The organism is Rhizobium sp. SG741 (assembly GCF_012275435.1).
Classification (GTDB): domain Bacteria; phylum Pseudomonadota; class Alphaproteobacteria; order Rhizobiales; family Rhizobiaceae; genus Rhizobium; species Rhizobium lusitanum.
The window spans coordinates 368,580-393,054 of sequence record NZ_JAAZQP010000005.1; the positions used below are offsets into that span (position 1 = coordinate 368,580).

The 24,475-nt window shown below is 61.2% G+C and carries 19 protein-coding genes and 1 tRNA gene; 9 read left to right on the forward strand and 11 right to left on the reverse strand.

The features are described 5' to 3' along the window. Positions 1-5 precede the first annotated feature (5 nt). The 3 genes from fdhF to FHT29_RS15940 all read left to right on the forward strand — a co-directional run bounded on the left by fdhF (position 6) and on the right by FHT29_RS15940 (position 4,147). Positions 6-2,885, forward strand: a complete 2,880-nt coding sequence (fdhF, locus tag FHT29_RS15930) for a formate dehydrogenase subunit alpha (protein ID WP_168599843.1) — start codon at positions 6-8, stop codon at positions 2,883-2,885. Positions 2,886-3,063: 178 nt separating this feature from the next. After that, complete coding sequence (fdhD, locus tag FHT29_RS15935) at positions 3,064-3,891, forward strand: formate dehydrogenase accessory sulfurtransferase FdhD (RefSeq protein WP_092573216.1); 828 nt, start codon at positions 3,064-3,066, stop codon at positions 3,889-3,891. After that, the gene (locus tag FHT29_RS15940; protein WP_037196755.1) at positions 3,881-4,147 is read left to right on the forward strand and encodes a formate dehydrogenase subunit delta; all 267 of its coding nucleotides are present in this window, start codon (positions 3,881-3,883) and stop codon (positions 4,145-4,147) included. The genes fdhD and FHT29_RS15940 overlap by 11 nt, the downstream gene beginning before the upstream one ends. A gap of 249 nt (positions 4,148-4,396) precedes the next feature. On the opposite strand, the gene FHT29_RS15945 is transcribed toward FHT29_RS15940, so the two are convergent. The 3 genes from FHT29_RS15945 to rocF all read right to left on the reverse strand — a co-directional run bounded on the left by FHT29_RS15945 (position 4,397) and on the right by rocF (position 7,076). After that, positions 4,397-5,278 carry an alanine--tRNA ligase-related protein gene (locus tag FHT29_RS15945; RefSeq protein ID WP_047553535.1) on the reverse strand — a complete coding sequence of 294 codons (882 nt, stop codon included), beginning with the start codon at positions 5,276-5,278 and terminating at the stop codon, positions 4,397-4,399. 203 nt (positions 5,279-5,481) lie between these two features. After that, the gene (locus FHT29_RS15950) at positions 5,482-5,958 is read right to left on the reverse strand and encodes a chemotaxis protein CheW (protein ID WP_034481767.1); all 477 of its coding nucleotides are present in this window, start codon (positions 5,956-5,958) and stop codon (positions 5,482-5,484) included. A 182-nt stretch (positions 5,959-6,140) separates the two neighbouring features. Next, the gene (gene rocF, locus FHT29_RS15955) at positions 6,141-7,076 is read right to left on the reverse strand and encodes an arginase (RefSeq protein WP_037196750.1); all 936 of its coding nucleotides are present in this window, start codon (positions 7,074-7,076) and stop codon (positions 6,141-6,143) included. 238 nt (positions 7,077-7,314) lie between these two features. On the opposite strand from rocF, the gene FHT29_RS15960 reads away from it, so the two are divergent. Continuing rightward, positions 7,315-7,743 (forward strand): Lrp/AsnC family transcriptional regulator, encoded by a 429-nt coding sequence (locus tag FHT29_RS15960; protein WP_037196925.1) that lies wholly within the window; start codon positions 7,315-7,317, stop codon positions 7,741-7,743. Between the two features lie 3 nt (positions 7,744-7,746). On the opposite strand, the gene FHT29_RS15965 is transcribed toward FHT29_RS15960, so the two are convergent. The 3 genes from FHT29_RS15965 to FHT29_RS15975 all read right to left on the reverse strand — a co-directional run bounded on the left by FHT29_RS15965 (position 7,747) and on the right by FHT29_RS15975 (position 14,516). Next, positions 7,747-11,937 carry a translocation/assembly module TamB domain-containing protein gene (locus tag FHT29_RS15965; RefSeq protein WP_047553530.1) on the reverse strand — a complete coding sequence of 1,397 codons (4,191 nt, stop codon included), beginning with the start codon at positions 11,935-11,937 and terminating at the stop codon, positions 7,747-7,749. Positions 11,938-12,002: 65 nt separating this feature from the next. Then, a complete protein-coding gene (locus tag FHT29_RS15970) occupies positions 12,003-13,928 on the reverse strand; it encodes an autotransporter assembly complex family protein (RefSeq protein WP_047553527.1) in 1,926 nt (641 codons plus the stop codon). Between the two features lie 300 nt (positions 13,929-14,228). Then, entirely contained in the window at positions 14,229-14,516 is a 288-nt protein-coding gene (locus FHT29_RS15975; protein ID WP_037196746.1) for a glycine zipper domain-containing protein, read from the reverse strand. A 296-nt stretch (positions 14,517-14,812) separates the two neighbouring features. On the opposite strand from FHT29_RS15975, the gene FHT29_RS15980 reads away from it, so the two are divergent. From FHT29_RS15980 to hemA, 4 genes are all read left to right on the forward strand, one after another. Continuing rightward, positions 14,813-15,301: a (2Fe-2S)-binding protein gene (locus FHT29_RS15980; RefSeq protein WP_037196745.1), complete on the forward strand. Its 489-nt coding sequence runs from the start codon at positions 14,813-14,815 to the stop codon at positions 15,299-15,301. Positions 15,302-15,382: 81 nt separating this feature from the next. Beyond that, complete coding sequence (locus tag FHT29_RS15985) at positions 15,383-17,728, forward strand: xanthine dehydrogenase family protein molybdopterin-binding subunit (RefSeq protein WP_113118698.1); 2,346 nt, start codon at positions 15,383-15,385, stop codon at positions 17,726-17,728. Positions 17,729-17,746: 18 nt separating this feature from the next. Then, complete coding sequence (locus FHT29_RS15990) at positions 17,747-18,541, forward strand: xanthine dehydrogenase family protein subunit M (protein ID WP_037196741.1); 795 nt, start codon at positions 17,747-17,749, stop codon at positions 18,539-18,541. Positions 18,542-18,761: 220 nt separating this feature from the next. Next, on the forward strand, positions 18,762-19,973 hold the full coding sequence (hemA, locus tag FHT29_RS15995; RefSeq protein WP_168599844.1) for a 5-aminolevulinate synthase: 1,212 nt from the start codon (positions 18,762-18,764) through the stop codon (positions 19,971-19,973). Between the two features lie 37 nt (positions 19,974-20,010). Here hemA and dxr read toward each other — a convergent pair whose 3' ends face one another. Then, on the reverse strand, positions 20,011-21,204 hold the full coding sequence (dxr, locus tag FHT29_RS16000) for a 1-deoxy-D-xylulose-5-phosphate reductoisomerase (protein ID WP_113118697.1): 1,194 nt from the start codon (positions 21,202-21,204) through the stop codon (positions 20,011-20,013). A gap of 200 nt (positions 21,205-21,404) precedes the next feature. On the opposite strand from dxr, the gene FHT29_RS16005 reads away from it, so the two are divergent. Then, positions 21,405-21,671: a BON domain-containing protein gene (locus FHT29_RS16005; RefSeq protein ID WP_047637841.1), complete on the forward strand. Its 267-nt coding sequence runs from the start codon at positions 21,405-21,407 to the stop codon at positions 21,669-21,671. 54 nt (positions 21,672-21,725) lie between these two features. Here FHT29_RS16005 and FHT29_RS16010 read toward each other — a convergent pair whose 3' ends face one another. The 4 genes from FHT29_RS16010 to FHT29_RS16025 all read right to left on the reverse strand — a co-directional run bounded on the left by FHT29_RS16010 (position 21,726) and on the right by FHT29_RS16025 (position 24,379). Continuing rightward, positions 21,726-22,325, reverse strand: a complete 600-nt coding sequence (locus FHT29_RS16010) for a GNAT family N-acetyltransferase (RefSeq protein WP_037196735.1) — start codon at positions 22,323-22,325, stop codon at positions 21,726-21,728. Positions 22,326-22,436: 111 nt separating this feature from the next. Continuing rightward, positions 22,437-22,949: a flagellar protein FlaR gene (locus FHT29_RS16015; RefSeq protein ID WP_037196733.1), complete on the reverse strand. Its 513-nt coding sequence runs from the start codon at positions 22,947-22,949 to the stop codon at positions 22,437-22,439. 73 nt (positions 22,950-23,022) lie between these two features. Further along, positions 23,023-23,099, reverse strand: a tRNA-Arg gene (locus tag FHT29_RS16020). Between the two features lie 119 nt (positions 23,100-23,218). Then, complete coding sequence (locus FHT29_RS16025) at positions 23,219-24,379, reverse strand: M20 aminoacylase family protein (RefSeq protein ID WP_047553519.1); 1,161 nt, start codon at positions 24,377-24,379, stop codon at positions 23,219-23,221. Positions 24,380-24,475: the final 96 nt, after the last annotated feature.

The window sequence follows — 24,475 nt, forward strand, 5'->3', positions numbered from 1 at the left end:
GACCCATGTCTCTCGTTCCAGAAATCGACTACGGCACACCCGCCTCCCGCTCCGAAACCATGGTGACGCTGACCGTCGACGGTCGCCCGATTACCGTGCCCGAGGGCACATCGATCATGCGCGCCTCGATGGAAGCCGGCATAAAGGTGCCGAAGCTCTGCGCCACCGACATGGTCGATGCCTTTGGTTCCTGCCGCCTCTGTCTCGTCGAGATCGAAGGCCGCAATGGTACGCCTTCGTCCTGCACGACGCCGGTTTCTCCGGGCATGGTGGTGCACACGCAAACCAATCGACTGAAGGATATCCGCCGTGGCGTGATGGAGCTTTATATCTCCGACCATCCGCTCGACTGTCTGACCTGCGCCGCCAATGGCGATTGCGAGCTGCAGGACATGGCCGGTGCGGTCGGCCTGCGCGATGTGCGCTATGGCTATGAGGGCGACAATCACGTCAAGGCGCGCAACAGCGGCGACATCAATCTGAAATGGATGCCGAAGGACGAGTCTAATCCCTATTTCACCTATGATCCTTCGAAGTGCATCGTCTGCTCGCGCTGTGTGCGTGCCTGCGAAGAGGTGCAGGGCACGTTTGCGCTGACCATCGAGGGCCGCGGCTTCGGCTCGCGCGTCTCGCCTGGCATGCATGAGCATTTCATCGACAGCGAGTGTGTCTCCTGCGGCGCTTGCGTGCAGGCTTGCCCGACGGCGACGCTGACCGAAAAATCGGTGATTGCTATCGGCCAGCCGGAGCATTCGGTCGTCACCACCTGCGCCTATTGCGGCGTCGGCTGTTCCTTCAAGGCAGAGATGCGCGGCGAGGAACTGGTGCGAATGGTGCCCTGGAAGGACGGCCAGGCCAATCGCGGCCACTCCTGCGTCAAGGGCCGCTTCGCCTATGGCTATTCGACCCACAAGGACCGCATCCTCAACCCGATGGTGCGCGAAAAGATCAGCGATCCCTGGCGTGAAGTCACCTGGGACGAAGCCTTTGCCCATATAGCCACCGAGTTCAAACGCCTTCAATATCAGTATGGCCGCGAATCCGTCGGCGGCATCACCTCGTCGCGCTGCACCAATGAGGAGACCTTCCTGGTGCAGAAGCTGGTGCGCGCCGGCTTCGGCAACAACAATGTGGATACCTGCGCCCGTGTCTGCCACTCTCCAACAGGCTATGGCCTGGGTCAGGCCTTCGGCACCTCTGCCGGCACGCAGAATTTCGACAGCGTCGAGCATTCCGATGTCGTCCTCGTCATCGGCGCCAACCCGACGGACGGCCATCCGGTCTTCGCTTCGCGCCTGAAGAAGCGCCTGCGCCAGGGTGCCAAGCTCATCGTTATCGATCCGCGCCGCATCGATCTGGTGCGCACGCCGCATGTCGAGGCGAGCTATCACCTGCCGCTGCAGCCCGGCACCAATGTCGCCGTGCTGACGGCGCTCGCCCATGTCATCGTTACCGAGGGCCTGTTCGACGAAAAATTCATCCGCGAACGCTGCGACTGGTCCGAATTCGAGGATTGGGCTGCTTTCGTCGCCGAGCCGCAGCACAGCCCTGAGGAAACGGAAAAATACACCGGCGTTCCCGCCGATCTCGTGCGTGGTGCCGCTCGCCTTTTTGCCAAGGGCGGCAACGGCGCGATCTATTACGGCCTCGGCGTCACCGAACACAGCCAGGGCTCGACGACCGTCATGGCGATCGCCAATCTCGCCATGGTGACGGGCAATATCGGCCGGCCCGGCGTCGGCGTGAACCCGCTGCGCGGCCAGAACAATGTGCAGGGCTCCTGCGACATGGGCTCCTTCCCGCACGAGCTGCCGGGCTATCGCCACGTCTCCGACGATGCGACGCGCGATATCTTCGAGAAGCTCTGGGGCGTGAAGCTCGACAAGGAGCCGGGCCTGCGCATCCCCAATATGCTCGACGCCGCCGTCGACGGCACGTTCAAGGGTCTCTACATCCAGGGCGAGGACATCCTGCAGTCCGATCCGGATACCAAGCATGTCGCCGCCGGCCTTGCCGCGATGGAATGCGTCGTCGTCCATGATCTCTTCCTGAACGAGACGGCCAACTACGCCCATGTCTTCCTGCCCGGCTCGACCTTCCTCGAAAAGGACGGCACCTTCACCAATGCCGAGCGCCGCATCAACCGCGTGCGCAAGGTCATGAGCCCGCGCAACGGCTATGCCGACTGGGAAGTGACGCAGAAGATGGCGCAGGCCATGGGTCTGCGCTGGAGCTACACGCATCCGTCCGAGATCATGGACGAGATCGCTGCGACCACGCCGAGCTTTGCCATGGTTTCCTACGACTATCTGGAAAAAATGGGCTCGGTGCAGTGGCCCTGCAACGAGAAGACGCCGCTTGGTTCGCCGATCATGCATGTCGATGGCTTCGTGCGCGGCAAGGGCAAGTTCATCCGCACGGAATATGTCGCGACCGACGAACGCACCGGCCCGCGCTTCCCGCTGCTGCTGACGACCGGACGCATTCTCAGCCAGTACAATGTCGGCGCGCAGACGCGGCGAACGGAGAATGTCGTCTGGCACGCAGAGGACCTTCTGGAGATGCATCCGCACGATGCCGAGCAGCGCGGCATTCGCGACGGCGACTGGATCAAGCTGACGAGCCGCTCCGGCGACACGACGCTCCGGGCGCTGATCACCGACCGCGTCGCCCCGGGCGTCGTCTACACGACCTTCCATCATCCGGACACGCAGGCGAATGTCATCACGACGGACTATTCCGACTGGGCGACGAACTGCCCGGAATACAAGGTGACGGCGGTACAGGTCTCGCCGTCCAACGGCCCGTCGCGGTGGCAGGTCGAATACGATGAGCAGGCCCGGCAGTCTCGCCGTATTGCCGGGAAAATGGAGGCTGCGGAGTGACGATGGATATGCTTTCCCCTTCTCCCCTCGGGGAGAAGGTGCCCGCAGGGCGGATGAGGAGGTGTTTCCGCGTGGTTAGAACTGCGCTTCGCTTGCGCGCGGAGCTGTCGCTCCTCGCCCCCCTCATCCGGCGCTCCGCACCACCTTCTCCCCGAGGGGGAGAAGGGGAGACCCGGTAATGACCAAATTCACCCCCACCACCACCGTCCCCGAAACCGCGCGCCGCAACGGCGTCATCAATTCGGGTTCGCGTATCGTCCCCGAAGAGGTACCGATCGCCTTTTCCTATGGCGGCTCTTCGCATGCCGTCATGATGGGAACGCCCGCCGATCTCGAGGATTTTGCTGTCGGCTTCAGCCTGACAGAGGGCATCATTACGAATATCGACCAGATCGCCGCCGTTGAGCCTATCGAGGACGAGCAAGGGATCGATGTGCAGATCACGCTGGTCGATGACGTGGCCGACGCGTTGCGTGTCCGGCGGCGGCATATGGCGGGTCCCGTCGGCTGTGGTCTCTGCGGCATCGAATCGATCGAGCAGGCGGTGCGCAAGGTGCCGGATGTTTCCGGGGTTGCGCTGTCACTGTCGCAAAAGGATATCGTCCGCGCCATCGCTCTCCTCAATGACGCCCAGCCGCTGCACCGCGAGACGCGGGCCGTGCATGGAGCGGGGTTCTATATCCCGGCAGAAGGACTGCTTGCCGTGCGCGAGGATGTCGGCAGGCACAATGCGCTGGACAAGCTCTGCGGTGCCGTCATCCGCTCCGGTCGCAAGGGAGCGGACGGCGTGGTGGCCGTCACCAGCCGGCTATCCGTCGAGATGGTGCAGAAGGCTGCCATATTGGGCAGCTCAGTGCTCGTCGCTATTTCCGCGCCGACGGCGCTTGCCATTCGCACGGCCGACGAGGCCGGCCTGACGCTTGTGGCGCTCGTGCGTGGCGACGACTTCGAGATTTTCACCCATCCGCATCGCATTATTACGGGGAGCATCGCCGATGTCGCCTGACGACAAGCCTCACGGCAAGACCGAAACGAAGCTCATCTATATGGCGAACCAGATCGCGACCTTCTTCAAGACGCAGCCTGCAAGCGAAGCGGTGAACGGTGTCGCCACGCATATCAACAAATTCTGGGAGCCGCGCATGCGGCGTCAGCTTTTCGAGCTCATCGACCATGGCGATAGCGGGTTGAGCCCTCTCGTGCTGGAGGCGGCCCCGCTGATCCACAGGCCGGCGCCGGCCGAAAAAGTAAAACCGGCTTAGCATACAGGTTGACGAGGATAATGGGATGGAGAGGTGAGAATCCGTCCGCGAATACGATTCCCGCTAAGGTGTAAGTGCCGGTCTTTGAAATGAGGAGGAGTTGCGTCAGCGATCTCGGCTGGATCTATACGCTGTTCTTCGTGCTGCTGGGCTCCTCCGCCGCCATCTGGGGCGGTCCGCAGAGACAAGGCTCCTGGTTTTAGGTGTCCCGTTCGTCAATGCGACTTGCGGGACACCCAAATCGTTGCATCAGGTTCCGTAAGACGAAATCGTCTCCGGGTCGATGCCATGGGTGTCGAACCACCATTCGATGGACTTGTCGGGATAGCTGTGACGGAGCCGCTCATACTTCCGAACGAGACGGTTTTGACGCTCCACCTCTTCCTGGAAGAACGGGTGGTCCAACGAGCCGCCGAGGGAGTGGACCCGGCGCAGGAGCTTGCGAAGCACATAGCCCTGCTCCTTGTTCCCCGGACGGTAGCCGCTCTCGATGATCTTTAGAACCGTGCTGCAGAGCGTCTCGAGAGCGTTCTCCGGCGAGGTCCCGTTCGAAAGCATGTCGAGGCGCTCAGCTCCAAAGCCGGCGTCGATACAGGTGCCGAGCGGATTGACGATATTGCCGATCTCGATCCCGTCCTTGTAGAACTCGGTACAGTATCCGCTGATGCTGCCGTCGCTCCACATGCATTCCGGATCCACGACGATGGGAATACGACCGCGATAGAGCGGCGTCCATTCGTCGATCCTGTCCGGATGGATCGTGACATGGTCCGGCCACACCCCGGTTCGCGCGAGGAATTCAAGCCAGAACTCGATGGCATCGGACAGCGTCATCTCCCGGAAGGAGAATAGCCCAAGCATTGTGAAGTGGAGGAAGTGTGTGCCGTCGCCAATCTCGTCGAGATCTCCCATCCGCAGGCAAGCCTGACTGTTCGAGAGGGTACCCTTGTGGGAAGGATTGGAGAAGAGCGGCTTGTACTGCTGCATGCCAGCGCTGCAGAAGAGCGTGGTATCGTCGTGCGGCCGTACGGATTGAAAGCATGCGTAGTCGATGCCTTTGGAAAGGCAGTAGTCACGGTAGTCGTGTATCAGGCGTCCCGCGATGTCATAGGCAACCTCCTTTTGGTTCATGTGCCCAAGCGAAAAATAGAGGGGCCTCGCCGGGATTGCAAGGAGAGCGATTTGGCAGGCGTATGTAGCGCATCCGCTTCGCGGGAATGTTTAGATTGTATTTTTACCCTCGCTCCAGAATCGATGGTGGAGCTATCTCAATGCCAAATAAAAAACCGCCACCGAGAAGGTGACGGTTCTCAAAAAGGGACGTTCCGCTAGAACTATGCGGCGAGTTCTTCCGCTTCGCTTTCCTTGAACATCTTGGCGAGGTTCAGGAAGCAGATCATGCCGTTCTCGGTGGCGATGATGCCTTCGCAATAGGCGCGGTCGAAGGATGCCGTGACTTCCGGAACCGGTTGCACCTGGCTCGAGGCGATCGTGAGGATGTCGGAGACGCGATCGACCAGCATGCCGATGACCATGTTGTGGACTTCGGCGACGACGATGGCGCTGCGCTCGTTGGCGACGGTGCTCTGCATGCCGAGCTTGTAGGCAAGATCGATGATCGGGATGACCGAGCCGCGCAGGTTCATGACGCCGATGACATCGGCCGGCGCGTGCGGAATTGGCGTGGACGGCGCCCAGCCGCGGATTTCGCGGATCGTGGTGGTCTTGACGCAGAACTCCTGCTCATGAAGGCGAAAGGCAATGATCTCCAGAGTATCGCCGCTGAAGCTGGTGGAATTGATCGTGGCCATGAACGTTCTTCCCATTTGAAACGTGACGCCAGATTCGGCGTATTAGCGTGACGATAGAGCAAGAACATTGCTTAAACCTAAACCTATACAAGCGGTTTCGACAGTAAGAGGACGAAACGTACCTGTCCGCCGAAACGGGCATGATCCCGACTACGTTGGTTCGGGATCATGAAAATGCGCGGCTACGCCGCTCTTGTAGGACGATCGAAGATGCGCCGGCCGAAGAGGCTTGCCGCCATTTCCACGAGGACGCGGGCGCTCTTGCCACGGTCGTCGAGAAAGGGATTGAGTTCGACCAGATCGAGCGACGAAACCAGGCTGCTGTCGGAGAGCATTTCCATGATGAGATGGGCCTCGCGATAGGTCGCGCCACCCGGCACGGTCGTTCCGACGCCAGGCGCTATCTCAGGATCAATGAAATCGACGTCGAAGCTGACATGCAACAGGCCGTTGGCGGCGCTGACCGTATCGAGCACCTTGCGTATGATGGCAGCCACGCCCTGTTCGTCGAGCGACCGCATGTCGAAGACGTTGACACCATGCTCGCGGATTTCCTCGCGCTCGTGCGGATCGACGGAGCGGATGCCGACCTGGAAAACCTTCGTCGGATCGACCAGCGGCCTGCCTGCCGGCAGAACGCCTGCTATTTCGGCCTCGCCGCAGAAGAAGGCGACGGGCATGCCGTGAATATTGCCCGATGGCGATGTGGCGGGCGAATTGAAATCGGAATGTGCGTCCAGCCAGAGGACGAAGAGGGGACGACCGACCTCCGCCGCATGGCGCGCCATGCCGGAAACGCTGCCCATGGAGAGGCTGTGGTCGCCGCCGAGGATCAGCGGGAAGCTTCCGGACGATGCGACATCATAGACCTTGGCCTCGAGCGCGCGCGTGAAGGCGCCGACGATCTTCAGGTTATGGGCATGCGGATGCTCCGGCAGGTCGGCGGCGGGAGCGGGACGCAGGTCGCCGCTGTCGGTGACGCGGTGGCCGAGTTCGATCAGCGTCGTTTCGATGCCGGCGATACGGAGCGCCGTCGGGCCCATGCCGGCGCCGCGGCGGCCGGAGCCTTCCTCAAGGGGAACGCCGATCAATGTAATGGGTGTGGATTGCGTATTCATCGGCGTCGCTCCGAGGGGTTAGAGCAATTCCAGGAGAGGCGCGTAGCGGCCTCCGTCCGGAATTACGTGAAGACAATGAGATAAAGTGGTTCAGAGATTCGGTGAAGAGCTGAACCGCTCAAGAGGCTGTCGGGCCGCATTATTGATTGTCTGCGTGACAGCAAAAAGATGGAAAATTGTCGAAAATAGATTAGCTTTCGACAGATTGATCAATGCGATTTACCAGAATGATAAGCATATGGATGACCTTGACCGCGACCTCCTCAGTGCTCTGCGCAACAACGCGCGCATCTCCGTTTCGTCCCTGGCAGCGGCAACCGGCGCTTCGCGCGCCACTGTCGCCGCGCGGATAGAGCGGCTGGTGGAAAACGGCACCATCGCCGCCTTCACCATCCGAACCGGCCACGAAACCCGCGCCGCTGGCGTCAGGGCCATCGTGCTCATCGAGGTGCTCGGCAAGTTGGCGGACAAGGTCGCCGACCAGCTTCGCGGCCTGCCGCAGGTGAGGGCGCTGCACAGCACCAACGGCAAATGGGATTTCATAGCCGAACTCGAGGATCGCGACCTCGCTTCCTTCGATGAGACGCTGCGCCGGATCCGGCTGATCAATGGCATAAACACAACGGAATCCAATATATTGCTGAAGACCAGCAAGCTCGGATTCTAGATCCTAATACTCATGCTCGTAGACGATGCCGGCTTCGCCGGCGCCGTCCGAGCCCGCGGCGCCGCGCAGCTTCACACCGCGCCCGACATCGAGATTGATGATCGCCTTGGTTTTGTTGGCGGCGCCCTGCTGCAGCTCGATATAGGTACGCTTGTTCAGATATTTGCCGGCTCCGACCTGCGCCTGGCCGTTCGCATCCGTCGAGATGTCCAGATCGTCGACGCCGAGATGGCTGCGCAGGCCTTCGAACAGCGACGTGGAGCGACCGCCGGCCAGCTGGCTTGCGGCATCGGCGAGCTGGGCGATCTGCATGGCCGATAGTTTCGACATGGACTGGCCGAAGATCAGCTGCGCCAACACCTCGTCCTGCGGCAGGGCAGGCGAGGAGGAGAAGCCGATCTGCGGATCGGTGGCGAGACCCGTGACATCGACGGTGATGGTGGTGGAGCTCACCGACGACGTGGCCTCCATGTTGAGCGCCGGGATCAGGTCTCCCCCGAAGGTGATCTTGCTGGTGTCGGTGAAATCCAGCCGGCGGCTGAGGATGGTCAGGCGCCCGCGCCGCATGGTGAAGCCGCCGGATACGACCGGTTCTGACGCGGTGCCGCGGACTGAGATGTTGCCGCCGAGTTCGGCATCGATGCCGCGGCCGCGCACGAAAATCTGCGATGGCGCTTCCAGCTGCAGGTCGATGCCGAGGGTCGTCGATTTGCTCCTCGGCGCTTCCGGCTTCTGGTCCTTGAACTGGGCATTGACCGCAGCAGAAGCATTCTTGTGCTTGATGTTGATCTCGGACAGCGAGGCGGGCAGCTTTTCTGGAATGGTGATCGACGCCTTGTTGATCCTGAGATTGCCCGTCAGCATCGGGGCTGTCAGCATCGGACCCTTGATGCCGAGCGTGCCGTTGACGGTTGCTGCCACTAGGGTTCCGTCGACATAGGTCGCGTTGTTGAACTTCACCTGAATGTCGGCCGGGAAGCCGCCGTCCGGGGTGATGCCGACCGTACCAGTGCCCGATATGCTGCCGCCGCTGGCGAGATTGCCGCTCAGCCGCGAGATGACGGCCTGCTTGCCGTCGAGCGTCACGGTCACGGCGAGGCCGTTGAGGGTCAGGTTTCGGCGGACATCGACGAGCTTGGCCCCGTCGGTGGAAATCGTGCCGGTGACGGCGGGAGCTGCCGTCGTGCCTGCCACCTGCATGTCGATCCTTGCCGTACCGGTCATGACCATGCCTTGGGCGGCAAGCTGGCCGGCAAGGGCATCGAACGGCAGATTGCCGGAAAATTTCAGCGACATTGCCTTGCTGCCGGCGATGGCGACGGTGCCGCCGCCATTGAGCGCCAGGCCATTCTGGCCGGTCAGGTTGGTGTTGATCGTGACGACATTGTCGGCGAATTTACCGTCAGCCTTGATGCCGAGCGGCGCAAGGCCGGCGGATTTCGTCTGGCTGGTTGCCGCGCCCGACCAATTGGTCTGGAAGGCGACGACAGGCGATGTGGCCTTGCCGGTAACCGTCACCGTGCCGGATATGACGCCTTCGGCTGAGAGCGTCGGCGCGAAGACATTGGCGAGGCTCGCCGGCAGGTTGGCGATCTTGGCGTTGATGTTCAGGGCCTGACCGGCTGTGCCGTCGACGGTGACCGAGCCGCCGCCTGTCTGGATCGTCAGCCCGTTCAGCGCGGCCGCACCGTCCTTGACGACGATCTTGGTCGGCGAGGCGAGCTTTACCGGTATCGTGCGCGGCGCGCCGGCGAAAGTGTCCAGGCTTATTGTGGTCTGGCCACCGGCGGTTTCGACATTGCCGCTCGCGGTCAGAGGCGCGTTGTCATAGGTCGACTTCAGATCGAAATCCGTGCGGCTGCCTTGCTGGGTGAAGGTCAGCCCGAGGTCGGCGATGCGGTTGGAGCCGGAGGCAACAGCAGCGGCACGAATGCTGCCATTGGCGGAGAATGCCTTGAGGTCGTCGACGCTGAGCGCCACGGCCGGCTTGCTGATGACGAGATCGTCGCGGCGGATGCCGTTGCCGTTGGCGTTCACCTTCAGTCCGATCTTGCCGTTGGCGCTCGCTATATCGAGCGAGCCCTTGAGGTCGCCCTCGGCCTTCTGCCCGGCGAGCGCCGCGAGCAGGCCGAGATCGGGCAGATCGAATGTCAGCGCGCCTGATGGTTCGAAACTCGGCGACAGATCCAGCTTGCCCTGCAGTTTGTTCGCGCCGATTTCAGCTGATAGCGAGGGAATGCTGGTGCGGCCGTCCTTGGAAACGGCGTCGGCGGTGATGCGGATCGGCTTCCCGTCGATCGCGCCGCTCGCCTGGATGTTTGCCTGCGGAGCCTTGGGGTCGGCGGTCCCGGTCACGTCGATATCGAGCGTATCGAGAAGCCGTCCGGCCAGCTTGACGTTGACGGCCTTTACCGTTGCATCGATGCCGAGCGCGGTGAGCGGCCCCTTGGCCTTGAGGCCGATGTCGGCCTGACCTTCGGCATTCGGGATGAGCTTGGAAAGATCAAGCAGCTTGCCGGAAAGATCCGACGTCAGCGACTGGTCGTTGAGCGCGACATTGCCGCTGATTTCGGCAACGTTGGATTTCACCGCCAGATTGGAGAGTGTCATCTTGGTCGGCACCGTGCCGCCAACCTGGCCCTCCATCGAAATCGTCCCTTCGAACTTGTTCGATACGCTGTCCGGCAGCACGCCGGGCAGGGCGAACAGCTTGAAATTGCCCGTAATCGCCTTCGAGGACAGTGTATACTTGCCGTTGACGGTGCCGCCGATGCTGGCGCTTTCGAGCGTCGTGTTGTTGAAGCCGATCGTGTCAGGCGAAATCTGCAGCGGTGCGGTCAAGGAGATCGGCGCACGGATCAGCCGATTGAGATCCGGGCTGAAGAAGGCCGTCTGGCCGACGACGAGACGCAGTTGCAGCGGCCCGGACATGGTCGCCAGATTGAAGGCATCGCTTTTGGCGCTGAAGTTCACCTGGCCGATCTGGCCCTGCGGCACACTGGCGCTGTCGAGCGCGGCCTTGGCATCGATCTTCACCGATTGCGCTGCCCCCGTCAGCGCGATATCGACCCGTGAAATCAGGGCGCGGACCTCGCCGTCCTCCATCGGCCAGCGGAAATCCACGGGGCCTGAGGTGCCGATCAAATTGGCATTGAGGCTGTTGTTGCCGGCGGGATCGAGCGTACCGGAGGCGGCGATGACGACACTGCCGGTGGCAAGATTGCCGGTCTGAATGTCGATCTTGCCCTTGCCGTCGAAGGTTGCCGAGAGGTCGATGGTCGTCTGGCCGGTAAAGAGAGGCCGCATGGTTGGCGGCAGCAGCGAATCCACGTCGCCGCCGCCCTTGACGTCGATATGGTGCAGGCCGTCGGCGGAAAGGCTGTGATGACCGTTGATGGCGACCGTCGGCTTGCCGTCGAGTGCCGCCTGCAGCTTGCCGGCCCAGTTGGAAAGCGGACCGTCGCCTGAGAGGTCGATATTGATGGCCGGACTGCCGGGAAGGTGCAGGAGAGCCGCCAGCATGCCGTCGCGCGGTTCGGAGATTTGCGTCTTCAGCTTCAACTGGTTTTCGGTTGGCGCAAAAGCGATGTCGGCGGAGAGCTTGGCATCGGGCACATCATGCCTGCTGGCATTGAGTGTCAGGCCGATGCTGCTGCTATTGGCCTTGACTTTGCCATCGGCAGCCAGGCCGAAATCCTGTCCAGTAACCGCCTGTCCGATGCGGAGGTCGGGCAGAGCGATGGCGCCGATATCGATGGCGATCGGCAGGGAAAAGCCGCTGCTGCTATTGCTCGCAGCTTGAGGTTCCTGTGCGGGTGCGGCCGTCGAGACGGGCAAGCGCTGGAAGTCGACCACGTCTGCCGCAACGCGATCGGCATGGAATGTGCCTGTCAGCAGCGATACCGGCGACCAGTCGACGGCGAGATTCTGGACCTTGGCGAAAACGCCCTTCGTGTCTGCGACCGTGATCGAGCCGACCCGCAGATTGCCGCTGAGCAGCCCCGAAGGCGCTGCTATGGTGATGGTGCGGTCGGGTGTCGAGGCGAGCTTTGCCACCTGGTCGACGGCATAGCCGGTTGCGGAAGGCACCAGGCCGACAACGAGCACAGCCGCGATCACGAGCAAGAGGATCGCCACGACCGCGTAGGCGATCCAGCGTGCCAATTTCCCGAGAATTCGAATCAATATGCTCATGAAAGCGATAGTAACCTCAGTGTTGTAACCGTGTGCTGAAGCGTCCGCGACAACTGTACGTTCGGTCAGAAGGCCTGGCCGATACCGGCATAGATGCCATAGGCTGTGCCGTTGTTATATTTCTTCAACGGAACGGCGACATCGAGCCTGATCGGACCGAAAGGCGTAGCGTAGCGCAGGCCGACGCCCGCGCCAATGCGCAGATCGGAAAAGTCCGGAAAGGTGCTGTCGGTGACGCTGCCCATGTCGACGAAAGGCACGACGCCGATCGTGTCGGTGATCTTCACGCGGGCTTCAAACGAGGCTGTCGCATAGGAGCGTCCGCCGAGCGCATCGCCGTTGGAGTTGTAGGGCGAGATTTCCTGATAGCCGTAGCCGCGCACCGAGCCGCCGCCACCTGCATAGAAGCGCCGGGTGGCGGGAATATCCTCGATACTGTTCGCACCCAGCAGCGAGCCGACGGCAAGCTTGCCGGCAAACACGACATTGTTGTTGGCACCGACACCCTGATAGCCGGTGATGGATCCCTCGAAGGAGCTGAACACCGTGCCGCCCATTGTTTCATAGCTCGGCTTTGCCAGGACCGAGGCACGGTAGCCTTCCGTCGGGTCGAGCTTATTGTCGCGCGTGTCGCGAACGTATTCGAGCGGGATTGCCACCGTCAGATAGTTGTGCTTTCCGAAGGCGTCGGTCGTGTCCGACTCGTAGCTTACCTCGCCGCCGGCGGAGACGGTGTCCCGATCGTTCAATTCGTAGGCAAGACCGGCGCTCGCCGTGACGGTGTTCGCATCATAGGCATCCGGATGCAGGCTCTGCATCTTCAGCCCGGTGGTGAAGGTTGCCGAGGGATAGAAGGTCGCGGGCCTGACGTAGGTGATGCCGGCGGTATAGTCGAGCTGGCCGATATCGGTCGTTTCGCCGAGGCGGGAGACGGATCCTTCGATACGCAGCGAATCCGCGCGTCCCGTCAGATTGCGGTGTCCCCAATAGCCCTGCAGGCCGAAGCCATCGATGGTGGAATATTGCGCGCCGACACCGAAATAGCGCTGCTTGCCTTCGGATACCTCGATGGTCGTGGGAATGCTGCCGTCCGGCGCCAGCTTGTCGGCCTCGCGGATGGTGACGCTGGAAAAGACGCCGAGTTTTCTCAGGCGGTCCGAGGCCTTCTTCAGCTCGTCCGGCGAATACGGTTTGCCTTCATTGATGCGGGCGTAGCGCTTGATGAAATCCGGATCGACGGACTTCTGGCCGGTGACGGCAACATTGCCGAAAGGGGCGACGGGGCCGCTATCGATCCTCATCGACACATCGACCGTATTGGTCGCATGATCGGCGACGACGTCGCGCTTGTTCAACCTGGCAAGCGGATGACCTTCATTCTTGAAGTCGGCGACGATCTTGTCTGCGGCTTTCAGGATGGTCAGCGAGCTTGCGTCTCCACCGCGCACCAGCCCATAACGCGATGCGTCCAGACCGGCGGCATCGCCGAGCAAGCTGATGTTGCCGAGCTTGAAGAGCGGACCGGGATCGACGCTGATGGTGACGGCAACGGGCTTTGAGCGATCGAAGGTCGGCGTCGGCGGCAATGCGTCGAGGCTGGTGCCGTTGATGGTAATGGTGACCACGGCGCCATAGCGGGCTTTTTCATAGAGCGTGGCGACGAGCCGGTCCCGGTCGTCGCGTGCCTTGACGACAACGCCGAGGTCGCCGGAGACGGGCTTGTCCTTGTCGGAAATCAGCATCGAGCTACCGCTCAAGGCTTCCTTCAGATCCTTGTCGAGATTGTCCGCCTTCAGATCGACCGTGTAGCGGACGGGGTCGGAAACCTGATCCGCGGTGTCGTCCTTGCCCCATAGCCTTATGCCGAAAATCTTGAAAGCAAAGGCGTTTTCAACGTAAACGGGCCCGAGCGCAAGCGCTGCCGCAACCGCTGCAACGGTTCCTGCTTGCCGATACGCAATACTCTTCCTCGGTCCAGTTCTTTTATGCATACGCCGCTTTACGGTTACATGAGAACTTACTCAGGTTTACGTTTCCCCCGGGTTAACGCGCGGTCACCATAGAGGCAAAAGCCCCTCAGGTGTACCGTTTTGGAGTCAAAAACCTGGAAAAGATGACCGTCGAGGGGCGAACGCCCGGATTTTCGGTGGGGTTCTTGCATGTTTGGGCGAGCTTTGCGGCGACGCGCAAGAGTTGCCGCCGCCATGTCGAAGCCAAGACATTTCGCCTGGCTGGAATCAGAAAGTCCCGGACTTGTGGTCCGGGACTTCGGTATCTCGATCGAGGATCGATCAGTAGCCGCCGTAGCCACCACGATAGCCGCCGCGCGGGCAATCGTCGATGTAGCGACGACCGTACCTGTCGCGATAGTAGCACTGGCCGGGCTGCTCCTGGACGCTGCCGATGACGGCACCGGAAACACCGCCGATGGCCGCGCCGACGGCAGCGCCGCGGACATTGCCGGTAACCGCGCCGCCGATGATGGCGCCGGATGCGGCACCGATGCCAGCGCCCTGTTCAGTCGGGGTGCAGCTTGCGATGGACAAGCCGATCAATGCGAGCATAAGAACTTTTTTCATTTACTCTCTCCAACGTTAGTTAAGCCGAACACGGCAACGTCGTCCCAATTCTTCAGCTCCACCACGATGGGCTGTCTTTGTCAGTCCTGCAACTATGGAAAATATCGTGCAAAATATGATTGTCCATTGGGCGCGAACAGTTTTTTTGTTGCTGAACGAAGGCGGCTTCTTATTCGGACAATAAAACACTCGGTGCGGCGTAGAAAATCTGCCGCGTTTCTAAAGTAGAGGTTGATTGGACTGCAAAAAAGTCAAATGATGCTCTTTGCCTCTGGAGGAGAGGCTAGGAGGAAAATATGGCAAAAGTGACTTTGACGGTGAACGGCCGTGCGGTCAGCGGCGAGTGCGAGGATCGTACGCTGCTTGTCCATTTCATCAGGGAAAAGCTTGGCCTGACGGGAACCCATGTCGGTTGCGACACGACCCAGTGCGGTGCCTGCGTCATTCATATGGACGGCAAGTCGATCAAGAGCTGTTCGATCCTGGCCGTGCAGGCTTCCGGTTCCAAGATCACAACCATCGAGGGTCTGGCCGCCAATGGCGAGCTGCATCCGGTTCAGGCCGCCTTCAAGGAGCATCATGGCCTGCAATGCGGCTTCTGTACCCCGGGCATGGTGATGACGGCCGTCGACATGATCAACCGTCATGGCGGAGCGCTGGACGAGAAGACGGTGCGCAGCGAGCTTGAAGGCAATATCTGTCGATGCACCGGCTACCACAATATCGTCCAGGCGGTGCTGTCAGCCAATGCCGAAATGCACGCCGCCAATCGGGCGGCCGAATAGAATTTCACCGAGATTGTCTGGCGAAGCGCCTGGACTGCTATCTTGGCGTTTGCCGGCCCCGGAACCCCAATGGAGGATGTGATGGGCGTTGAAGGCATTGGTGCGCGGGTTGCGCGCAAGGAAGACAAGCGATTTCTGATGGGCAAGGGGCGCTACACCGACGATATGGTGACGCCGGGCATGAAATATGCCTATTTCGTCCGCAGCCCATATGCGCATGCGAAGATCAAGGGCATCGACACGGCCGCGGCCCTGGCGATGCCGGGCGTGATCGGTGTGCTCGAAGGTAAGCAGTTGCTGGCCGATGGGATCGGCAACCTCATTTGCGGCTGGATGATACACTCCAAGGACGGTTCGCCGATGAAGATGGGCGCGTGGCGGCCGCTGGCGGTCGATACGGTTCGCTATGTCGGCGATGCCGTTGCAATCGTTGTTGCCGACAGTCTTGGCGAAGCACGCGACGCCGCCGAGGCCGTGGTGGTTGACTATGAGGAACTGCCGGTAGTCGTCCAAGCCGTGGACGCGCTGAAAGCCGGTGCGCCGCAGATACACCCGGAAGCCGCAGGCAATCTGATCTTCGATTGGGAGCTTGGCGACGCCGCGGCGACCGACAAGGCGATTGCCGAGGCTGCGCATGTCACCGATATCGAGATCTACAACAACCGGCTTTCGCCGAATGCCATGGAACCGCGCGCCACGCTCGGCATCTACGATTCGTCCGAAGATCACTATACCTGCTATACGACGAGCCAGAACCCGCATGTAGCGCGGCTTGTCATGAGCGCCTTCTACAATGTCGCGCCGGAAAACAAGCTGCGCGTCATAGCGCCCGATGTCGGCGGCGGCTTCGGCTCGAAGATCTACATCTATCCCGAAGAGATCGTCTGCCTCTGGGCGTCGAAGAAGACCGGCGTGCCGGTCAAATGGACGGCCGATCGCACCGAAGCGTTCCTCACCGATGCGCATGGCCGCGACCATGTCTCCAAGGTGAAGATGGCCTTCGATGCGCAGCACCGCATCACGGCGTTGAAGGTCGACACGATCGCCAATCTTGGCGCTTACATGTCGCTCTTCTCCTCATGCGTACCGACCTATCTGTATGCGACGCTGCTGTCGGGCCAATATGCCATCCCCGCGATCCATGCCAACGTCCGTGCCGTCTATACCAACACCGTGCCGGTCGATGCCTATCGCGGCGCCGGGCGTCCGGAAGCGACCTATGTGCTGGAGCGCACGGTCGAAACGGCTGCCCGCGAACTTGGGATTTCGCCGGCGGAACTGCGGCGGATCAACTTCATCCGCTCGTTCCCCCATCAGACGCCTGTCATCATGAATTATGATGCGGGCGATTACGAAGCTTCGCTCAATGCCGCGATGCAACAGGCAGACTGGGACGATTTCCCCGTCCGGAAGGCGGCGGCTGCCCGGCGCGGCATGAAGCGCGGCATCGGCATGAGCTGCTACATCGAGGCATGCGGTCTTGCGCCATCGCAGGCGGTGGGATCGCTCGGCGCCGGTGTCGGCCTGTGGGAATCGGCCGAGGTCCGGGTGAATGCAGTCGGCACCGTGGAAGTGCTTACCGGTTCGCACAGCCACGGCCAGGGGCATGAGACCACCTTTGCGCAGCTCGTTGCCGACCGGTTCGGCGTGCCGATCGACAGTGTCTCCATCGTCCATGGCGATACCGACAAGGTGCAGATGGGCATGGGCACCTATGGTTCCCGCTCCGGCGCGGTCGGCATGTCCGCCGTGGTCAAGGCCCTCGACAAGGTGGAGGCGAAGGCGAAGAAGATCGCCGCGCATCTGATGGAGGCCGACGAAAGCGATATCGTCATCGAGAATGGCGAAGTGAAGGTCGCCGGCACCGACAAGGCGCTTCCCTGGTTTCAGGTGGCGCTCGCCTCCTATACCGCGCACAATCTGCCGGCCGGAATGGAGCCGGGCCTGAAGGAAACCGCCTTCTACGATCCGGCGAATTTCACCTTCCCGGCCGGCTGCTACATCTGCGAGGTCGAGGTCGATCCGGAAACCGGCAAGACCGAGATCATCCAGTTCGTCGCGGCCGACGATTTCGGCAACATCATCAATCCGATGATCGTTGAAGGGCAGGTGCATGGCGGCATCGCGCAGGGTGTCGGCCAGGCGCTGCTGGAGGCCGTGCATTACGACGAGAGCGGCCAGCTCCTGACGGCAAGTTTCATGGATTATACCATGCCGCGTGCAGACGACCTGCCGTCCTTCAAGATCTCGCACCAGAACACGCCATGCCCGAACAATCCACTGGGCATCAAAGGGTGCGGCGAGGCGGGCGCCATCGGTTCGCCGCCGGCGCTGATGAACGCCATCACCGATGCCATAGGTAACAACAAGCTTACCATGCCGGCCACGCCGCTCAAGGTGTGGGAAGCGGCGCAGGCCGTGGCCTGAAGAGAGGAGGAGAAGATCATGTACGCAACGAACTATCACCGCGCCTCCTCGGTCGACGAGGCTGTCAAGCTTCTGTCTGACGCCGACGAGGGCAAATATGTCTCTGGTGGGATGACGCTGATCGCCACCATGAAGCAGCGTCTGGCCTCGCCGAGCGATCTCGTCGATCTCAGGCATATCCCTTCGCTGAAAGGCATTCGTGTCGACGGTCGCAGGGTCACCATCGGGGCGGCGACCACCCATGCCGAGGTTGCTTCTTCGGCTGCGATCCGCTCTGTCTGTCCGGCACTTTGCGAGCTCGCCGGCATGATCGGCGATCCGCATGTCCGCCATATGGGCACGATCGGCGGATCCGTCGCCAACAACGATCCGGCGGCGGATTATCCATCCGCCATGCTGGCGCTCAACGCCACCATCGTCACCGACCGACGGCAGATCGCGGCTGAAGACTTCTTCGAAGGATTGTTCGAGACGGCGTTGAAAGGTGGCGAATTGATCACCGCCGTCACCTTCGAGGCGCCGGAAAAGGCGGGTTACGCCAAATTCCCCAATCCGGCCTCGCGCTACGCCATGACCGGCGTCTTCGTCGCCAGGAGCGAGGCAGGCGTGCGCGTCGCGGTCACGGGTGCCGGCGCGGACGGTGTATTCCGTCAAACCGACATGGAACGGGAACTTGCGGCGAACTGGTTGCCGGATGCCATCACGAGCGTGACCGTCGATCCCGCGGCTCTGCTGTCCGACCTGCATGCGACGGCGGAATACCGCGCCAATCTGGTCAAGGTCATGGCAAAGCGCGCCGTGGCTGCCGCATAGGTCCGCTATGAAACGTGCCGGAGCGGCGGCTTGAACCGCCGCTCCGGCTCCTTCGTTTCGGTCATGGTTTGGATTGTCAATTTGACGCGATCATTTATTCTTGTCTGGAATTGTTCAAAATTATGGGCCAATTGCCGCAGTGGCGCGCGAAAGCGATACGGAGGGGTTGACGTGCAGACCGGCATTTATGAAAAACGGTTGCATGGTTCTGGAGCAGATTATGGATTTCGAAGCATTTTTTAAGGGTGAGCTGGACGGCCTGCACGATGAAGGCCGCTATCGTGTGTTCGCCGATCTGGAACGCCGCCGGGGCAATTTTCCGCGCGCGACACGCTATACGCCCAATGGCCCGCAGGAAGTGACCGTCTGGTGTTCCAACGACTATCTCGGCATGGGCCAGCATCCGAAAGTGATCGAGGCGATGAAAGAGGCGATTGATCACTGTGGCGCGGGTGCGGGAGGCACCCGGAATATTTCTGGCACCAACCACTACCATGTTCTGCTTGAGCAGGAACTCGCCGATCTGCACGGCAAGGAATCCGCGCTGATCTTCACGTCGGGCTATATTTCCAACTGGGCGACGCTCGGCACGCTCGGCGCGCGCATTCCCGGCCTCATCATCTTCTCCGATGCGCTCAACCATGCATCGATGATCGAAGGCATTCGCTATGCGAAGTGCGACAAGGTCATCTGGAAGCATAACGACCTGCACGATCTCGAGGCGAAGCTGAAGGCTGCCGATCCGAAGGCGCCGAAGCTGATCGCTTTCGAATCCGTCTATTCCATGGATGGCGATATCGCCCCGATTAGGGAGATCTGTGATCTCGCCGACAAGTATGGCGCCATGACCTATCTCGACGAAGTGCATGCCGTCGGCATGTACGGCCCGCGCGGCGGCGGCATTGCCGAGCGCGAAGGCCTGATGGATCGTCTGACCGTCATCGAGGGTACGCTCGGCAAGGCATTCGGCGTCATGGGCGGCTATATCGCTGCATCAACGGCGCTGTGCGATTTCATCCGCTCGTTTGCCTCGGGCTTCATCTTCACCACCTCGTTGCCGCCGGGGCTTGCCGCTGGCGCCGTCGCCTCCATCCAGCACCTGAAGGTCAGCCAGTTCGAACGCATGCGCCATCAGGATCGCGTGCGCAGGCTGCGCGCCCAGCTCGATGCTGCCGGCATTCCGCACATGCCGAACCCGAGCCATGTCGTGCCGGTCCTGGTCGGCGATGCGTCCAAGTGCAAGTGGATTTCCGACCTGCTGCTCGACAGCGGCGTCTATGTCCAGCCGATCAACTATCCCACAGTGCCGAAGAAGACCGAGCGCCTGCGCATCACGCCGACGCCGCTGCATTCGGATGGCGATATCGAGCATCTGGTCGGCGCGCTGCATGCGCTGTGGTCGCGCTGTGCGTTGGCCCGCGCAGTTGCCTGAAGCGGCTGCTTACGTTTGACCTCAGGAAGGCCGCGGCTTACGCGGCCTTTTCTTTTTGCGCGACAAGCAGGGCCGCCCGGCCGCGCGCTTCCTCATCGGCGGCAAAAACGGCATCCATGGTTTCGGCGCTGCCGGTCGCGATCATCTCGTCCATCACGGCTTCGGCGATATCGGCCATTTCCAGGAAGCCGATGCGGCCGTCCACGAAGGCATGGAAGGCGATTTCCTCGGCTGCATTCATGACCGCGCCCTGCAGGCCGCCGCGCTCCAGCGCGGTGCGGGCAAGACGCAATGCCGGGAAGCGAACCTCGTCCGGTGCCTCAAAATCCAGCCGCGCCAACTTGGCGAAATCGAGCCGATCGACGCTGAGCTTGGTGCGGGCGGGGTAGGTGAGCGCATAGCCGATCGCCGTGCGCATATCGGGACAGCCGAGCTGCGCCAGCACAGAACCGTCGCTGTAGCCGACCATGGAATGAATGACGGATTGCGGGTGAACGACAACTTCGATCTGGTCGGGGCGCACGTTGAACAGGTGCTTGGCCTCGATCATCTCCAGCGCCTTGTTGAACATCGAGGCGCTGCCGATGGAGATCTTGAAGCCCATGGACCAATTGGGATGGGCGCGGGCGATCGTCGGCGTAACATTGGCCATCTGTTCGCGCGACCAGGTGCGGAAGGGGCCGCCGGACGCGGTGATGATGATGCGCTCCACCGCGTGCTGCTGATCGTCCTCCAGCGCCTGGAAAATGGCGCTGTGCTCGCTGTCGACCGGGATCAGCCGGCCGCCGCCTTCGGCCACGGCGCGCACGAAAAGTTCGCCGGCCGAGACGAGACATTCCTTATTGGCAAGAGCGATATCGGCGCCGCGGCGGGCGGCCGCCAGTGTCGGCGCAAGGCCGGCGGTGCCGACGATCGCCGCCATCACCCAGTCCGATGGCATGGAGGCGGCTTCGATCAGCGCATTTCTGCCGGCACCAACAGCGATGCCGGTGCCAAAAAGCGCGTCCTTCAGCGCCTGATAGCGATCCTCATTCGCGGTGACGGCGAAAGCAGCGCCACAGGCTTTGGCCTGCTCGGCCAGAAGGTCGATATTGTCATGCCCGGTGATCGCGGCGATGTCGAAAGCTTCGCGTCCGCCCAACTGCGCAATGACATCAAGCGTATTCTGGCCGATGGAGCCGGTCGAACCCAATATCGTCAGGCGGCGCCGCGCCTTGCTGCCGGTGGTCATTCAGGTATCCGCATATTGCCGAAATTCCCTAAGGCTCTACAGGGGATCGCGGGAAGCGGCAAGTGTGATGCCATGCAACCCCCTCCGGCCGCCGATGCGCGTTTAAGGCGAAACCACTGATTCGATGATATTTTCAGCCAATTATTGAACCAAATGCGAAGTGCTGCGTTTTCCGTCCACTCGGATGCGGAGGGTAATGGATGGTTTTCAAAGCGGCGACATTTCACGGCATGGAGCTCGATCTGGAAAGTGAGCAGTCCAGACGCTCGGCACTGGAGTCCACAGTTGCCAATGCACTCGCCGTCGCCGGCGGGATCGATGCGTCCGATGTCACGGTGACCGCCGCCGGCCAGGAGATCCGCCTGGACGGCACCGTCGCCACCCAGCAGGAGGTGAAGCGGGCGACTACGGTGGCGGAGTCTATCCCCGGCGTCAGGCTGGTGAGGAACAGGATCGCGGTGGGGTGAGGTGCTGCTTGTGCCCTTGTCCCCCGACGCGGGTTCGCGACGCATCTGATGCTTTTAATTATGCGTAGTCGGTAGGTCGAAGAACAGCTTGGTTATGTCCGGGGAATCCGATGGATCGGTGCCTGTGCGCTGGAGCATGCCTCCCGCTTTCTCGATGACCCGCCTTGAGGCGAGATTATTCTCGTTGCAGATGACGGTTATTCTCGCGAGGCCGGTTTTCGCCGCGATTGGCAACAGGAGCAGCAGCGCTTGAGTGGCATATCCTCTGCCCTGCTTCCAGGGAACTATAGAGTAACCCACATGACCCGGCACATGCAGCGGAAATCGAGTTGTTCCGGGCAGATGGCGAAGTGTAATGTAACCGCAGAAACCCCCGTCCCAGATCCAGAATGGCTGAATGGCGAGATATTGAGGCGCTCGGTTCGATACCGATGTGGCGATGACTTCACTGGATATAAGGCGGCTCAGGAAACCTGCCCTGTCATGCCTGAGCATCTCGAGTTCGGCTTCAGCGTAGACTTTGTCTTGCTGGCGTCTGGGATCAGGTGACCATCCCCGCGCAAGTGCCTCTTCAAAGCCTTGCAGGTTGAGCAAGCTCGGCTCAATCAGGACCACGGTGTTGGTCGGAGCAGTTGGGGCCTGGTGTTCTGCCATTCCTACTCCCCTTCCGACACTTCGATGCCAGCCATATCCAGACGACAGATAACAATCAGAATTCAGGGGCGAAGTTGCAAGAGCGACATGTGGAGACAGCTATCTGGTTGCCTATCTTGGATTGGCGGCAAACTCGGCAAGCTCTTTTGGTGAGCGAATATGGATGATCCGCGCCCGTCCGCGGTGAATTTCGATCGCGGCAAGCAGTTTTGGGCGCATTTCCCGATGCAGCCACCACATCATTTTGAAGAGACGAATGGTAACCGGAAACATGGGGCATCCGTCAGGTCCGTCCGCGCGGCCAAGGAAGAGCGACTTCACCTGGCGCTTGGCGGCCCACCAGTAGTGAACCCATATCGGGTGATCGACGAAGACAATCGTATCGGCCATATTCATGCGACGTTGAACGGACTCCCACGATCCGTAGCCGTCGATCAGCCATCGGTCTTGCGAAAGCCAGGCGTCATGGGACGCTGCAAATTCGGACTGCGATGCCTCGACCCAGTTCGGCTTCCACTGAATCTTGTCGATTGCGAGGTGAGGCAAAGCATGTGATGAGCTCAACGCCTTGCACATCGTCGACTTTCCGCCGCCTGCATTGCCGATCACCATCACTCGCGTCATAGATGAAAGATAACCTGACTGTGGTATTGACGCAAAGGCTGCTGAGGTCGCGTCAGAGAGAAGATAAGTGAAATGGTGATCTCGACGCGATTCGAACGCGTGACCCCCAGATTAGGAATCTGGTGCTCTATCCTGCTGAGCTACGAGACCACTTGAGATGATCCATACAAAAGCAAAGGCCCGAAGCCAAGCCCTTTTACGTCCTCGGGACAATTCGCTTTTGCTGTGCCGCGCGCCCGGGTAGGCGCACGGGAAATGGTTGATGTGTCTCAGGCGTTGAGGCGCTGTTCGGCGAGCCGCACCCAGTAGGAAATGCCGTGGGCGATGGCTTCGTCGTTGAAGTCGTAGGCCGGGTTGTGGAGGCCGGCCGAATCGCCGTTGCCGACGAAGATGAAGGCGCCGGGGCGGGCGAGCAGCATGTAGGAGAAATCCTCGCCGGCCATCATCGGGTCGATGTCGGGGACGACATTGCCCGCGCCGGCGATTTCCTCGGCGATGGCGATGGCGTGGTCGGTCTCGTCGGCATGGTTGAAGGTGACGGGGTAATTGCGGTGGAACTCGATCGCCACCTCCGCGCCGTGGCTGGCGGCGATGCCGGAGACGACCTGTTTGAAGCGCTGTTCGGCGAGATCGCGCATCTCGTGATCGAGCGTGCGCACCGTGCCGCCAAAGCTCGCCTCGCTCGGGATGACGTTGTGCGCGTTGCCGGCGTTGAAGGTGGTGACGGAGACGACGACCGACTTCAGCGGATTGGCGCTGCGCGAGGCGATGAGCTGCAGGTTGGAGACGATCTGCGCGCCGATGGCGATCGGATCGATCGTCTTGTGCGGCATGGCGGCATGGCCGCCGACGCCCTTGATGGAAACGGTGAATTCGTCCGTTGCCGCCATGATCGGGCCCTTGCGGATGGCGAAGTGGCCGACGGGCAGGCCCGGCAGGTTGTGCATGCCGTAGACTTCGGCGATCTGGAAGCGCTCCATCATGCCATCCTTGACCATGGCGTCGCCGCCGGCGCCGCCTTCTTCGGCCGGCTGAAAGATGACGGCGATATTGCCGTTGAAGTTGCGGGTCTCGGCGAGATATTTCGCGGCACCCAAAAGCATGGCGGTGTGGCCGTCATGGCCGCAGGCATGCATCTTGCCCGGTGTTTCGGAAGCCCAGGGCTTGCCGGTGATCTCGGTGAGCGGTAGCGCGTCCATATCGGCGCGCAGGCCAACCGTGCGTCCTTCGCCCTTGCCGCGGATCAGGCCGACGACGCCGGTGCGGCCGATGCCGGTCACCACTTCGTCGACGCCGAAGGAGCGTAGTTTTTCAGCGACGAAAGCGGCGGTATTTTCAACCGCATAGAGAAGCTCCGGCCGCGTGTGGATATAGCGGCGCCATTCGGTCACTTCGCCCTGGAGTTCTGCGGCTCTGTTCAAGATCGGCATGCTGATGTTCCTGCTGCTCAATATCTGTTCTGGTTCAACTCATCGGTTCGTCGCATAGCCTTGGCCGGCGCAGCGCATCTTCCAATATCACGCACG

Bases quoted from the DNA above. Each gene is read 5' to 3' on its own strand.
- FHT29_RS16015 (WP_037196733.1), bottom strand. From the start codon at position 22,949: ATGACGCGAGTGATGGTGATCGGCAATGCAGGCGGCGGAAAGTCGACG.
- FHT29_RS15970 (WP_047553527.1), bottom strand. From the start codon at position 13,928: ATGCATAAAAGAACTGGACCGAGGAAGAGTATTGCGTATCGGCAAGCA.
- FHT29_RS15945 (WP_047553535.1), bottom strand. From the start codon at position 5,278: ATGAACCAAAAGGAGGTTGCCTATGACATCGCGGGACGCCTGATACAC.
- FHT29_RS15990 (WP_037196741.1), top strand. From the start codon at position 17,747: ATGTACGCAACGAACTATCACCGCGCCTCCTCGGTCGACGAGGCTGTC.
- FHT29_RS15960 (WP_037196925.1), top strand. From the start codon at position 7,315: ATGGATGACCTTGACCGCGACCTCCTCAGTGCTCTGCGCAACAACGCG.
- FHT29_RS16010 (WP_037196735.1), bottom strand. From the start codon at position 22,325: ATGGCAGAACACCAGGCCCCAACTGCTCCGACCAACACCGTGGTCCTG.
- FHT29_RS15950 (WP_034481767.1), bottom strand. From the start codon at position 5,958: ATGGCCACGATCAATTCCACCAGCTTCAGCGGCGATACTCTGGAGATC.
- rocF (WP_037196750.1), bottom strand. From the start codon at position 7,076: ATGAATACGCAATCCACACCCATTACATTGATCGGCGTTCCCCTTGAG.
- hemA (WP_168599844.1), top strand. From the start codon at position 18,762: ATGGATTTCGAAGCATTTTTTAAGGGTGAGCTGGACGGCCTGCACGAT.
- FHT29_RS15940 (WP_037196755.1), top strand. From the start codon at position 3,881: ATGTCGCCTGACGACAAGCCTCACGGCAAGACCGAAACGAAGCTCATC.
- fdhD (WP_092573216.1), top strand. From the start codon at position 3,064: ATGACCAAATTCACCCCCACCACCACCGTCCCCGAAACCGCGCGCCGC.
- FHT29_RS16005 (WP_047637841.1), top strand. From the start codon at position 21,405: ATGGTTTTCAAAGCGGCGACATTTCACGGCATGGAGCTCGATCTGGAA.
- fdhF (WP_168599843.1), top strand. From the start codon at position 6: ATGTCTCTCGTTCCAGAAATCGACTACGGCACACCCGCCTCCCGCTCC.
- FHT29_RS15980 (WP_037196745.1), top strand. From the start codon at position 14,813: ATGGCAAAAGTGACTTTGACGGTGAACGGCCGTGCGGTCAGCGGCGAG.
- dxr (WP_113118697.1), bottom strand. From the start codon at position 21,204: ATGACCACCGGCAGCAAGGCGCGGCGCCGCCTGACGATATTGGGTTCG.
- FHT29_RS15985 (WP_113118698.1), top strand. From the start codon at position 15,383: ATGGGCGTTGAAGGCATTGGTGCGCGGGTTGCGCGCAAGGAAGACAAG.
- FHT29_RS16025 (WP_047553519.1), bottom strand. From the start codon at position 24,379: ATGCCGATCTTGAACAGAGCCGCAGAACTCCAGGGCGAAGTGACCGAA.
- FHT29_RS15965 (WP_047553530.1), bottom strand. From the start codon at position 11,937: ATGAGCATATTGATTCGAATTCTCGGGAAATTGGCACGCTGGATCGCC.
- FHT29_RS15975 (WP_037196746.1), bottom strand. From the start codon at position 14,516: ATGAAAAAAGTTCTTATGCTCGCATTGATCGGCTTGTCCATCGCAAGC.